Genomic DNA, 11,140 nt, shown 5'->3' with positions numbered 1-11,140 from the left:
CGCTGAACACGGGTTGCCCCCCGCGGCGAGCGTTCGTCGCCAGCGACGCCCGTCGCCGTGGACAACCCTGCGCAGCGGCACGCCTACGCAGACGAATGTCAGGAGGGTAGTCCAGTGAGCGTCGCACGGCACGCCGCAAGGCGGACCAGCGTCGGGGAGGTTGCCCTTGACTAGCGCCTTCGGACGCGACCTGCAGGAGGCGCTCGCCACGCGCCCGCATTCGATCTCCCCCAAGTACTTCTACGATGCCGAGGGCTCCCGCCTGTTCGACCGCATCTGCGAACTGCCGGAGTACTACCCGACGCGCACCGAACTGGCCATCCTGGAGCGCAGCGTCGGCGAGATGGCGGCACTCGCCGGCCGCGGCGCCGAGATCGTGGAGTTCGGCGCCGGGTCGCTGCGCAAGGTGCGGCTGCTGCTGCAGGCCTTCGAGGCGCCGGCGCGCTACCTGCCCATCGACATCTCCGGCGAACACCTGCGCGATGCCGCGGCCATGTTGCGCGGCGAATTCGCGGCGCTGGACGTGCACCCCGTGGTCGCCGACTACACGCACGCATTCGCGCTGGAGCCGCATGCGGGGCCGGGCCGGCGCATCGGCTTCTTTCCCGGATCGACCATCGGCAACTTCACGCCCGAGGAGGCCCTGGAGTTCCTGCAGCGCGCGGCCGGCCTGCTGCGCGGCGGCGCCTTGCTGCTCGGCGCCGACCTGGTGAAGGACCCTGCGGTGCTGCACGCTGCCTACAACGACGCCGAAGGCGTCACCGCGCGCTTCAACCTGAACCTGCTGGCGCGCGCCAACCGTGAGCTGGGCGCGAATTTCGTGCTGCCCCAGTTCGCCCACTACAGCTTCTACAACGCGCCCCTGCAGCGCATCGAGATGCACCTGGTGAGCCGCGTGCGCCAGACGGTGGCCGTGGGTGGGGAACGCTACGTCCTGGAAGAGGGCGAGAGCCTGCACACGGAGAATTCGTACAAGTTCACGGTCGACGGGATGCGCGCCCTCGCCGAGCGCGCCGGCTTCCGGCCCGGCCCGGTGTGGACCGATCCCGAGCGGCTGTTCAGCGTGCACTGGCTGCACGCGCCCGCAGGAGCCCGGCCATGAAGGCAACGTGGAATGGCACCGTCATCGCCGAGAGCGACGACACGGTGGTCGTGGAAGGCAACCACTACTTCCCCGCCAGCGCGCTCAAGCGCGAGTACGTGACCTTCAGCAACCACAAGAGCAGCTGTCCCTGGAAGGGGCAGGCGAGCTACTACTCGCTGCTGGTCAACGGCGAGATGAACACCGACGCGGTCTGGTACTACCCCGACCCGAAGCCGGAAGCGGAGATGGTGCGGGACCGCGTGGCCTTCTGGAAGGGCGTGAAGGTCGCCGACTGAAAGGTCCCCGGCGCGCGATTGGTTAAGCTAGCCGGATGCTCCTGCGTCCCGCCTACACCTACCCGGACCAACTGCCCGCGCTGCTGCACCAGCAAGGCTACGCCGTGCTCAGTCCGGACGGCGTCGGCGAGCTGGCGGGCTGCACGCGCGCGCAACTGCAGGCGCTGCTGCCTTCCTGGGACGCGCTGCCGCCCGACAACTACCTCAAGGACGGCGGACGCTACCGCCGCCGGCGCCACTCGTGCTTCGTCGCCGACGGCGCGTCGCTGGCGCAGGCGCCGCATCGCGCGCACTGGCAGCCGGTCGAATACAACGCGCTGCACGGCGGCATGCAGCGCTGGTTCGAGCCCATGCTGCCCGAGACGGTGGCGCAGCCCGCCTGGACGCGTCTGCTGCAAGCGATGGCGCGCGTGGCGAGCGACCTCAAGGGCGCGCAGCCCTGGTACATCGAGGCGCACCAGTTCCGCATCGACACGGAAGGCGGCATCGGCCGGCCGACGCCCGAGGGCGCGCACCGCGACGGCGTGGACCTGGTGGCCGTGTTCCTGCTGGCGCGCGAGAACATCAAGGGCGGCGAGACGCGTGTGTTCCAGTCCGACGGCCCCGCCGGCCAGCGCTTCACGCTGACGGAGCCCTGGAGCGTGCTGCTGCTCGACGACGCGCGCGTGATCCACGAGACGACACCGATCCAGCCGCTGGACGGGCCCGGGCACCGGGATACGCTGGTGCTGACCTTGCGCGGGCAGGGGTTCCAGGGGGATTAGGGCGGCGTCGGCGAACCCCCCGACCGTCCCTCACTCCCGCACGTCCGCCACCGGATTGCTGCCGAAATCCTTGCGCGCCAGGTACGCCAGCACCCGCGCCGCCGCGTCCTCCGGCGAGGCCAGCGCCCCCTTCTGCTTCAGCCCGACGAAACTGCCGCGGTCCGGGAAGCGGTCGCCATCGGCCTCGCGCAGATGCACCTGCATGTCCGTGTCGATCACGCCCGGTGCCAGCGAACACACGCGTGCGCCGTTCGGCAAGGCCGCCTGTTCCAACGCCACGCAACGCGTGAAGTGGTCCATGCCGGCCTTGGCCGCGCAGTAGACGGCCTGCGAGGCCATGGCGCGCCGCCCCAGGCCGGAGGAGATGTTGAGCACTTTTCGCGGCACCTTCCAGGCCGCCGTCGTGCGCAGGAAGACGCTGGCCAGCAGCATCGGCGCCTCCAGGTCCACGCGCAAGGCATCCTTCAGTTGCGCGAGCGGGATGTCTTCCAGCGGGGCGACGCGCGGCACCAGCCCGGCGTTGTTGATCAGCGTGGCCGAGGCGAGCGTGTGCTCATCCTGCGCGAGCAGCCAGGTGTCCAGCCGCCCCGCCGGGTTGTCGGCACGTGCGAGGTCCTGCGGCCACTGCTCGCAGCGGCGGCCCAGGCGCAGCGCCTCCTGGGCGAGCGCGTCGCTGGTCTTGCGCGAGATGCACAGCAGGTCGTGGCCGGCGGCGAGCAGTTGCAGCGCCATCGCGTGGCCCATCCCGCGGGAAGCGCCGGTGAGAATGGTGAGGTGTCGCTGGCTCATGGCGCCATCCTATGCGGAGCCGAGCACGATGGGGAAGTCGGCCTTCAGGCCCTCGCCCTCGCGCACGAAGGGCACGGTGAGCAGCGCCCGGTCCTCGCCCAGGTTGCGCCAGAGGAAGTCGCGCTCGTTGTTCGGGTCCCCCTCGACATAGAGCTGCGTCGTGAGCAGTTCGCGCTGCGCCAGCTTCACCTTGACGTGGATGTGCGGCGTGCGCCCGGCGTACGGCGCCGGCTTGATCGTGCGGAAACGGTAGCGCCCGTCGGCGCCGACCGTCACGCGACCGAAGCCCTGGAAGCGCGGATCGGCCGCACCGCGATCGCCCGGGTGGTGGTAGTGCCCGGCGTGGTCGCACTGCCAGATCTCCACCTGCGCGCCGGCCACCGGCTTGCCTTGCAGGTCGCTCACCGTGCCTTCGACCCAGGCGGGCTCGCCCAGCGGGTATTGCAGGTTGCCGTTGCGCAGCAGGTCGGCGTCCGTGTCCCTGGGCAGGGCGACCGGATAGAACGGCCCTTCGGTCTGGCGCGGCGTGGCGCGCAAGCCCTGCGTGGTCTGGGCGCGGGCGCTGCGCCAGCAGAAGGGCAGGGCGACGAGCGCGGCGGCGGTGCCGCGGCGGGACAGGCTGGGCATGGCAGGCTCCGTGTTCACGGACCCCGAGCATGGCCCAAGTCCGCCGCACTTGCTAGAAGGGCACGACACTGGCGAACGAAAGCGGCTCGCCGCTGGCCGGATGCGCCAGCTGCAGCGCGCTGGCGTGCAGCAGCAGTCGCGGCGCGCGCTGCGCCACATCGGGCGAGGCATAGAGCGTGTCCCCCAGGATCGGATGGCCGATGGCCTGCAGGTGCACGCGCAACTGGTGCGTGCGGCCCGTGAGCGGCTCCAGCGCCAGCCGCGTGCAGCCGTCTTCGTGCGCAAGGACCGTCCAGCGGGTTTCGCTGGGGCGACCGTGTTCGGGGTCGACCTTCTGCCGCGGCCGGTTCGGCCAGTCCGCGGCCAGCACAAGCGCGATGACGCCCGTCGCGCCGGGGGCGGCGAGCGTCCCCGCCACCACGGCCTCGTAGCGCTTGTGCACGCGCCGCTCGGCAAACTCACGGCCCAGCACGCGCTGCACGTGCAGGCCGCGCGCCATCAGGAACAGGCCCGAGGTCGCCATGTCCAGCCGGTGCACCACGAGTGCATCGGGCCACAGCGCCTGCGCCCGGGCCGACAGGCAGTCCTGCTTGTCCTCGCCGCGACCGGGCACGGCCAGCAGGCCGGCAGGCTTGTCCAGCACCAGCAGGTGTTCGTCGACCCAAACCAGCCCTTCGGATAATCCAGGCATGACCGCTTATTTCTCTTCCATGTCGCCCACGCTGCAGACGGTACTGCTGCTGATCGGCTCGAACGTGTTCATGACCTTCGCCTGGTACGGCCACCTCAAGAACCTGGCGACCTCGCCCTGGTACGTGGCGGCCGTGGTGAGCTGGGGCATCGCCCTGGCCGAGTACCTGCTGCAGGTGCCCGGCAACCGCATCGGCTTCCAGCAGGCCGGGCTCTCGGTCGGCCAGCTCAAGATCATGCAGGAACTCATCACCCTCGCCGTCTTCGTGCCGTTCAGCCTGCTGTATCTCAAGCAGCCGCTGAAGCTGGACTTCCTCTGGGCGGGCCTGTGCATGGTGGGCGCCGTGTATTTCATATTCCGCAATGCCTGAGGGCGCCGATGCGGCAGGTAAACTCGCCGCGCCCCCACTACAAGATTCCGAGCTCTCCCCATGCTCTTCAAGAAACTGCTGCCGAAGGAAGGCAACTTCTTCGAGTTGTTCAATCAGCACGCCGAACGCATGGTGGAGGGCGCCCATGCCTTCTCCAAGCTGGTGGCCAACTACAACGACGTGGACCTGCGGGAGCGGTACAACCGGGAGGTGGACCACGCGGAGCGCGCGGCGGACAAGGTCACCCACGAGGTCAACCGGCTGATCCACTCCACCTTCATCACGCCCATCGACCGCGAGCAGATCCACACGCTGATCAACACGATGGACGACGTGGCGGACCTGGTCCAGGACTCGGCCGAGACCATGGCGCTGTACGACGTGCGGCACATGACCGAGGAAATCATGCGCCTGACGGACCTGTCCGTGCGCTGCTGCGAACGCGTGCGGGAGGCGGTGCAGCTCCTGAGCAAGCTGTCCGACCACCAGAGCGCGGTGGCGGCGCTCAAGACCTGCGAGGAAATCGACAAGCTGGAGTCCGATGCCGACCGCGTGATGCGCTCCGCCCTGAGCAAGCTGTTCCGCGAGGAGCCGGACGTGCGCGAGGTGATCAAGCTCAAGGCGATCTACGAGCTGCTGGAGACGATCACCGACAAGTGCGAGGACGTGGCGAACGTCGTCGAAGGCATCGTCCTCGAGAACTCCTGAGGACGCGCATGGAAGTCGCCCAAACGGCCCTGTGGGTCGTGGTCCTGCTGGTCGCCATCGCGATCCTGTTCGATTTCATGAACGGTTTCCACGACGCCGCGAACTCCATCGCCACCGTCGTGTCCACGGGCGTCCTGAAGCCGACGCAGGCCGTGGTGTTCGCCGCCTTCTTCAACATGGTGGCGATCTTCATCTTCCACCTGAGCGTGGCGGCGACGGTCGGCAAGGGGATCGTCGAGCCGGGCATCGTCAACACGCACGTGGTGTTCGGGGCCCTGGTGGGGGCCATCACCTGGAACGTGATCACCTGGTGGTACGGCATCCCCAGCAGCTCCTCGCACGCGCTGATCGGCGGCATCTGCGGCGCCGTGATCGCCAAGGCGGGCGCCGGCGCGCTGATCGCCGCGGGCATCTGGAAGACCGTGATCTTCATCTTCGTCTCGCCGGCGCTGGGCTTCATCCTCGGCTCGCTGATGATGGTGATCGTCGCCAACATCTTCCGCTCGACCCGCCCGAACAAGGTGGACAAGTGGTTCCGCCGGCTGCAGCTGGTCTCCGCCGGCGCCTACAGCCTGGGCCACGGCGGCAACGACGCGCAGAAGACGATCGGCATCATCTGGATGCTGCTGATCGCCACCGGCCACGTGGCGGCCGGCGACAAGTCGCCCCCGATCTGGGTGATTACCGCGTGCTACATCGCCATCGGCCTGGGCACCATGTTCGGCGGCTGGCGCATCGTCAAGACCATGGGCCAGAAGATCACCAAGCTCAAGCCGGTGGGCGGCTTCTGTGCCGAAACCGGCGGCGCGCTGACGCTGTTCATCGCCACTGCGATGGGCGTGCCGGTGTCCACCACCCACACCATCACCGGCGCGATCGTCGGCGTCGGCTCGACGCAGCGCATGAGCGCAGTGCGCTGGGGCGTGGCCGGCAACATCGTGTGGGCCTGGATCTTCACCATCCCGGCGAGCGCCTTCGTGGCCGCGATCGCGTACTGGGTGAGCCTGCAGATCTTCTGACGGACGCGGCCGCGCTCAGTCGATCGCGATGGCCGGCCGCTCACCCTCGCTCTCGGCCAGGGCCGGGTACTCCACCGGCTCCACCGCGGGGCTCAACGCAGGGTTCACGGCCGGGTCCACGTGCGGGTTCGCCGCCACCCAGCCCATGAAGATCTCGTAACCCAGCGCGAGCAAGGTCGCTCCGACGAACAGGCCGAGGATGCCCGCGGTCGCCATGCCGCCCAGGGCGCCGAACAGGATGACCGGCATCGGCACATCGACGCCGCGGCCCAGCATCAGGGGCTTGAGGACGTTGTCGATCATGCCGACCAGGACCAGCAGCACGGTGTAGCCGGTGGCCGCTGCGGTGCCGTAGTCACCGGTCCACCAGATCCAGCCGATCGCCGGCAGCGTCACGATCACGGCCGGCACCTGCGCGATGCCCAGCACCAGCACGACGCCTGCCAGCACGCCGGCCAGGGGAACGCCCGCGACCAGCAGGCTCAGGCCGACGGCGACGGCCTGCAGGAAGGCGATGCCGATCACGCCTTGCGCGACGGCCCGGATGGTCGCCACCGAGAGGACCGCCAGTTCCCGGCCCCGCGTGTAGCCGAACAGGCGCGCGAAGATGGCCTTGGTGGCGGACTCGCCGGCCCGGCCGAAGGCCATCATGATGCCCGCGACGATGAAGGCGGCCAGGAAGAACAGGATGTCCGCCCCGATGCCCGCCACCATCGCCAGCGAGGCCTTGGCCACGGCGCCGATCTTCGGTTGCAGGCTGTGGATCAGGGCAGGCAGGTCGGTGTACGCGGCATCCCATGCCGCGTAGACCCTCGGACCGACGATGGGCCAGGCGGCCACCCCTTCCCTCGGCGGCGGGATCACCAGCGTGTTCTCGTGGATGGCGGCGATGGCGCGTTGGACCGAGTCGCCCATGGAGCTGACCAGCACCGCCGCGGGCCCGACGATCAGCACGATCCCGAGCAGCGTGATCAGCGTGGCCGCCCAGCCCTGCCTGCCGCCCAGCCGCGCCGCCAGCGCCAGGTGCAAGGGGTACAGGCACACGGCCAGGATCAGCGCCCACTCCATCAGCACGACGAAGGGCGAGAAGACCTGGTAGCACAGCAGCACCATCACCAGGATCAGCCCGGCGCGAATGAGCACGTCGAGCAGCAGCCGGCCGGCGGACTGCTGGTCCATCTCGGAAAGGAACCGTATCGGGCTGCTCATGGTCGCCTCCGGGTGCAGCCGATCGCGCGCAGGCACACGTGGATGCGGATCGGGTTTTTCTTGTCGGACGAGGCGAAGGTGCGAAGCGGAGCGTCGCACCCGGCCCGGCGTCCGTCAACCCTTTCCTGTTCGCCGCAAGAGTCGATGCCTCAGGCAGCCATCCGGCCCTGGCGGGCGACCTCCGGGAGGCCGGGCACATCGGGACGTTCGGCACCATCGTGCTGCGCCTGCTGCCGCAGTGGCTGTGCGGCGGGCGCCAGGTGCATGGGGCTCACTTCGGCGAGCGTGCGTGTCCCGAGCAGCGCCTGGCTGCGGTCGATTTCCGCCTGCAGGATCGCGAGCGCGCGGGCCACGCCGGCTTCGCCCGCTGCCGCTGCGGCGAAGAGGATGGGGCGGCCCGTGAACGTGCACGCCGCGCCCAGCGCCAGCGCCTTCATGACGTCCGTGCCACGGCGGATGCCGCCATCGAGCAGCAAGGGCAGGCCCGGCACCGCCTGGCGGATCGCCGGCAGCGCATCGAGCGGCGCGATGGTCCCGTCGAGCTGGCGTCCACCGTGGTTGGACAGGACGAGGCCGTCGGCACCGAGGGCGCGATAGCGCACGGCGTCGTCGGCGCTCACCACGCCCTTGACGACGAGCGCGCGGTCCCAGCGGCTGCGAATGAAGCGGAAGTCGTCCCAGTCCAGCGGAGCATGCGCGGGTCCGGCGGGTGCGTCGGTCACGCGGTTCAGCGGCACGTCGTCCTGGTTCTCCATGCGCGGGATGCCGCCGGAGAAGAAGGTGCGTGCCGCGGTGCCCAGAAGCCAGCGCGGATGCAGCAAGGTGTCCGCCACCAGCCGCAGCCCCGGCCGCACCGGGATCGAAAAGCCGTGGCGCAGGCTCAGCTCGCGGCCGGGAGGCACCGGCGTGTCCACCGTGAGCACGAGCACCTGGCAGGAGGTTCGATGCAGGCGTGCCAGCAGTCGCGCGATGCGCTCGCGGTTGCCGTCGACATAGGCCTGGAACCAGGCCTGCGGCCACGCCGCGAAGACGCGCTCCATCGGCACGAGCGACGCGCCGCTGAGGATGAAGGGCACGCGCGCCGCCGCGGCTGCGCGCGCCATCGCCACGTCCGCGTCGAAGCGGAAGAGGCCGCTCACGCCCAGCGGCGGGATGCCGCAGGGCGACGCGAAGGCCTGGCCGAACAGCGTGAGGTCCTGCTGTCGCGTCGGTCCCGCCGCCAGCGTGCGCGGCACGAGGGCCCAACGGTCGAAGGCGGCGCGGTTGTTGGCGGCGGACCAGCCGTCCGCCGAGCCACCGGCGACGAACCCGAACAGGCCGCGCGGCAGGCGCGCCTGCGCGGCGGCCTCGAAATCGTGCAGGGACAGGAAACGCTCATCCAGCTTCATGCGCGGGATGATAGCGAGCGGGCCCTGGATAATCCCCGCATGACCGAGCGCCTGGACCTCCTCACGCTGCGCGTGGTGATCGCGGTGGCCGACTCCGGTTCCATCAGCGCGGGCAGCGACCGCCTGCAGCTGGCCGTCGCCGCCGCGAGCGCGCGCATCTCCTCACTGGAAACGAGCCTGGGCATCCGCATCTTCGAGCGCTCGCCGCGCGGCGTGGAGCTCACGCCGGCCGGCCGCATGCTGGTGCAGCGTGGCCGCGAGCTGCTGGACGGCGCCGACCAGCTCGCCACCGACCTGCGCGACTGGAGCCTGGGCCTGGCCGGCCACGTGCGCCTGCTGACGAATGCATCGGCGCTGCTGCAGGTCCTGCCGCGCCGGCTGGAGGCCTTCATGCGCAGCCACCCGCGCATCCACGTCGACGTCGAGGAGCGCATGAGCCCGGAGATCCTCGGCGCGCTCGCCGAAGGCCGCGCCGACGTGGGCGTGGTGGACGTGGCCATGCATTCGCGCGGCCTCGAATTCGTCCCCTTCTTCCGCGACCAGCTTGCGCTGGTGCTGCCGGCGGGCCATGCACTGGCCGGCGAGCGCGAGGTGCGGCTGCCGCAGCTGCTGGCGGAGAACTTCATCGTGCTGGCCGGCGCGAATGCGGTGACGACGCGCCTGTTCAATGCGGCCGCGGCGGTCGGTGCGCCGATCCAGGTGCGCATGCAGATGCGCAGCTTCGATGCCGCCACCCGCATGGTGGCCGCCGGCCTGGGCGTGGCGGTCCTGCCCACGGAGGCGATCACGCCGCAGCTGGCGCATCTCGCGCTGAAGGCGGTGCCGGTCGCGGAGGACTGGGCCCAGCGCACGCACTACCTCGCGCTGCGCACCGGCGAGGAAGCGCCGGCCGCGGCGCGCACCCTGGTCGATGCGCTGCGCTCGGGGTAAACCCGGGGATTTCGCGGAACGCGAAAGCGCCCTTCGCCCACGCCGCTTGCCCGCGGGCGCGCGACCCCCCAGACTCGCCGCGATGAAGATCGCATCCGTTCGCGCCACTCCGCTCAACCTGCCCATCACGATGGGCAGCGGTGCCCGCGCCAAGTCCACCTCGCTGTCCCTGTGCCTCGTCGACGTGACGCTGGACGACGGCCGCGTCGGCACCGGCATGACCGCCATCACGGAGGAGGAGGTCATCGGCTCCATCGTCAACGACGTCGCGAGCCACGCGCTGGTGGGCATGGACCCGCTGCGCCACGAGCAGATCTGGGACAAGCTGTACTGGCTGCTCACGCCGCGCGGCCAGTCCGGTTATGCGAGCCACGCCATGGCGGCCATCGACCTGGCCTTGTGGGACCTCAAGGGCCAGATCCTCGGCCAGCCCGTGTGGCGCCTGTTCGGCGGCGCGCGCGCGCAGGTGCCCGTGTACGCCACCTTCGGCTTCGCCTTCTTCGACCGCGAGGAACTCGCCACCGCCGCGAAGAACTGGGTCGAGCGCGGCTTCAAGCGCCTGAAGATGACGGTGGGCCACCATGCGCTGCAGCGGCGCGACGAGCCGCGGCCGCTGGCGGAGGTGATCGCCGAGGACGTCAAGCGGATCGAGGCCGTGCGCTCCGCCGTGGGGCCCGACGTGCAGATCTTCATCGACGCGAACTGCAGCCTGGACTACTTCCACGCATCGGCGCTGGCGCAGCGCATCGAGGACCTGGGCATCGCCTTCTTCGAGGAGCCGGTGTCGCAGAACGACATCCCGAACATGGTCAAGCTGCGCGCCAAGACCCGCATTCCGCTCGCCGCCGGCCAGAACGAGGGGCTGGCCAGCCGCTTCCGCGACATGTTGGTGGCGCAGGCCGTCGACGTTGTGCAGCCCAACGCCTGCATCAGCGGCGGCTACACGCAGTGCCTGCGCATCGCCGGCATGGCGGCGGCTTTCAACGCGCAGTTCGCCAACGGCGGCGCCTGGCCGCACCACAACATGCACCTGCACGCGGGCCTGGCCAACGGATCCCTGGTGGAATACCACTCCGTGGCCGTCGAGGTCTGCAAGCAGGTGTTCGACGACCTGCCCGAACCCAGCCAGGGCATGCTGGCGCTGCCCGACACACCCGGCCTGGGCTTCCGCCCGAACCGCGAGCGCGTGGCCGAACTGGCCAGGCGGCCGGGATCGCGCGGCGTGGGCAAGGCCTGAGGAACGAGACAAACACAGGAGACAACGC

The 11,140-nt window shown here is 70.1% G+C and carries 13 protein-coding genes; 8 read left to right on the top strand and 5 right to left on the bottom strand.

The window, feature by feature from the left end:
- The first annotated feature begins 166 nt into the window (after window positions 1-166).
- Genes egtD through AC3EGR_RS20365 form a run of 3 tightly spaced genes read left to right on the top strand, consistent with a single transcriptional unit; the run spans window position 167 to window position 2,144 of the window.
- Entirely contained in the window at window positions 167-1,102 is a 936-nt protein-coding gene (gene egtD / locus AC3EGR_RS20375) for an L-histidine N(alpha)-methyltransferase (RefSeq protein ID WP_488548351.1), read from the top strand.
- Window positions 1,099-1,380 (top strand): DUF427 domain-containing protein, encoded by a 282-nt coding sequence (locus AC3EGR_RS20370; RefSeq protein ID WP_488548350.1) that lies wholly within the window; start codon window positions 1,099-1,101, stop codon window positions 1,378-1,380. The genes egtD and AC3EGR_RS20370 overlap by 4 nt, the downstream gene beginning before the upstream one ends.
- Before the next feature lie 35 nt (window positions 1,381-1,415).
- Entirely contained in the window at window positions 1,416-2,144 is a 729-nt protein-coding gene (locus AC3EGR_RS20365; RefSeq protein WP_488548349.1) for a 2OG-Fe dioxygenase family protein, read from the top strand.
- Window positions 2,145-2,174: 30 nt separating this feature from the next.
- Here the strand turns inward: AC3EGR_RS20365 and AC3EGR_RS20360 are convergent, their stop codons facing one another.
- The 3 genes from AC3EGR_RS20360 to AC3EGR_RS20350 are packed head-to-tail and all read right to left on the bottom strand — an operon-like array spanning window position 2,175 to window position 4,251.
- The gene (locus AC3EGR_RS20360; RefSeq protein WP_488548348.1) at window positions 2,175-2,933 is read right to left on the bottom strand and encodes an SDR family NAD(P)-dependent oxidoreductase; all 759 of its coding nucleotides are present in this window, start codon (window positions 2,931-2,933) and stop codon (window positions 2,175-2,177) included.
- Window positions 2,934-2,942: 9 nt separating this feature from the next.
- Entirely contained in the window at window positions 2,943-3,560 is a 618-nt protein-coding gene (locus AC3EGR_RS20355; protein ID WP_488548347.1) for a dioxygenase family protein, read from the bottom strand.
- A 52-nt stretch (window positions 3,561-3,612) separates the two neighbouring features.
- Complete coding sequence (locus tag AC3EGR_RS20350; RefSeq protein WP_488548346.1) at window positions 3,613-4,251, bottom strand: RluA family pseudouridine synthase; 639 nt, start codon at window positions 4,249-4,251, stop codon at window positions 3,613-3,615.
- On the opposite strand from AC3EGR_RS20350, the gene AC3EGR_RS20345 reads away from it, so the two are divergent.
- Genes AC3EGR_RS20345 through AC3EGR_RS20335 form a run of 3 tightly spaced genes read left to right on the top strand, consistent with a single transcriptional unit; the run spans window position 4,250 to window position 6,348 of the window.
- On the top strand, window positions 4,250-4,621 hold the full coding sequence (locus AC3EGR_RS20345) for a DMT family protein (protein WP_488548345.1): 372 nt from the start codon (window positions 4,250-4,252) through the stop codon (window positions 4,619-4,621). The genes AC3EGR_RS20350 and AC3EGR_RS20345 overlap by 2 nt on opposite strands.
- Before the next feature lie 60 nt (window positions 4,622-4,681).
- Window positions 4,682-5,329: a DUF47 domain-containing protein gene (locus AC3EGR_RS20340; RefSeq protein WP_488548344.1), complete on the top strand. Its 648-nt coding sequence runs from the start codon at window positions 4,682-4,684 to the stop codon at window positions 5,327-5,329.
- An 8-nt stretch (window positions 5,330-5,337) separates the two neighbouring features.
- Window positions 5,338-6,348: an inorganic phosphate transporter gene (locus AC3EGR_RS20335; protein ID WP_488548343.1), complete on the top strand. Its 1,011-nt coding sequence runs from the start codon at window positions 5,338-5,340 to the stop codon at window positions 6,346-6,348.
- 15 nt (window positions 6,349-6,363) lie between these two features.
- Here AC3EGR_RS20335 and AC3EGR_RS20330 read toward each other — a convergent pair whose 3' ends face one another.
- Together AC3EGR_RS20330 and AC3EGR_RS20325 are read right to left on the bottom strand one after the other, a co-directional pair.
- Window positions 6,364-7,557, bottom strand: a complete 1,194-nt coding sequence (locus AC3EGR_RS20330) for an AI-2E family transporter (protein ID WP_488548342.1) — start codon at window positions 7,555-7,557, stop codon at window positions 6,364-6,366.
- Window positions 7,558-7,706: 149 nt separating this feature from the next.
- Window positions 7,707-8,945 carry an alpha-hydroxy acid oxidase gene (locus AC3EGR_RS20325; protein ID WP_488548341.1) on the bottom strand — a complete coding sequence of 413 codons (1,239 nt, stop codon included), beginning with the start codon at window positions 8,943-8,945 and terminating at the stop codon, window positions 7,707-7,709.
- Window positions 8,946-8,984: 39 nt separating this feature from the next.
- On the opposite strand from AC3EGR_RS20325, the gene AC3EGR_RS20320 reads away from it, so the two are divergent.
- Both AC3EGR_RS20320 and AC3EGR_RS20315 read left to right on the top strand, forming a co-directional pair.
- A complete protein-coding gene (locus AC3EGR_RS20320; protein ID WP_488548340.1) occupies window positions 8,985-9,875 on the top strand; it encodes a LysR substrate-binding domain-containing protein in 891 nt (296 codons plus the stop codon).
- A gap of 82 nt (window positions 9,876-9,957) precedes the next feature.
- Window positions 9,958-11,112, top strand: a complete 1,155-nt coding sequence (locus AC3EGR_RS20315; protein ID WP_488548339.1) for a mandelate racemase/muconate lactonizing enzyme family protein — start codon at window positions 9,958-9,960, stop codon at window positions 11,110-11,112.
- Window positions 11,113-11,140: the final 28 nt, after the last annotated feature.

Source organism: Ramlibacter sp. G4-7 (genome assembly GCF_057784995.1).
The sequence above is the reverse complement of the archived record's forward strand: the minus strand, read 5'-3'. Positions and strand labels throughout refer to the sequence as shown.

Excerpts from the sequence above, each read along its gene's own strand:
- AC3EGR_RS20330 (WP_488548342.1), bottom strand. The coding sequence starts at position 7,557 with ATGAGCAGCCCGATACGGTTCCTTTCCGAGATGGACCAGCAGTCCGCC.
- AC3EGR_RS20370 (WP_488548350.1), top strand. The coding sequence starts at position 1,099 with ATGAAGGCAACGTGGAATGGCACCGTCATCGCCGAGAGCGACGACACG.
- AC3EGR_RS20335 (WP_488548343.1), top strand. The coding sequence starts at position 5,338 with ATGGAAGTCGCCCAAACGGCCCTGTGGGTCGTGGTCCTGCTGGTCGCC.
- AC3EGR_RS20355 (WP_488548347.1), bottom strand. The coding sequence starts at position 3,560 with ATGCCCAGCCTGTCCCGCCGCGGCACCGCCGCCGCGCTCGTCGCCCTG.
- AC3EGR_RS20320 (WP_488548340.1), top strand. The coding sequence starts at position 8,985 with ATGACCGAGCGCCTGGACCTCCTCACGCTGCGCGTGGTGATCGCGGTG.
- AC3EGR_RS20360 (WP_488548348.1), bottom strand. The coding sequence starts at position 2,933 with ATGAGCCAGCGACACCTCACCATTCTCACCGGCGCTTCCCGCGGGATG.
- AC3EGR_RS20365 (WP_488548349.1), top strand. The coding sequence starts at position 1,416 with ATGCTCCTGCGTCCCGCCTACACCTACCCGGACCAACTGCCCGCGCTG.
- AC3EGR_RS20340 (WP_488548344.1), top strand. The coding sequence starts at position 4,682 with ATGCTCTTCAAGAAACTGCTGCCGAAGGAAGGCAACTTCTTCGAGTTG.
- AC3EGR_RS20345 (WP_488548345.1), top strand. The coding sequence starts at position 4,250 with ATGACCGCTTATTTCTCTTCCATGTCGCCCACGCTGCAGACGGTACTG.
- AC3EGR_RS20315 (WP_488548339.1), top strand. The coding sequence starts at position 9,958 with ATGAAGATCGCATCCGTTCGCGCCACTCCGCTCAACCTGCCCATCACG.
- AC3EGR_RS20325 (WP_488548341.1), bottom strand. The coding sequence starts at position 8,945 with ATGAAGCTGGATGAGCGTTTCCTGTCCCTGCACGATTTCGAGGCCGCC.
- AC3EGR_RS20350 (WP_488548346.1), bottom strand. The coding sequence starts at position 4,251 with ATGCCTGGATTATCCGAAGGGCTGGTTTGGGTCGACGAACACCTGCTG.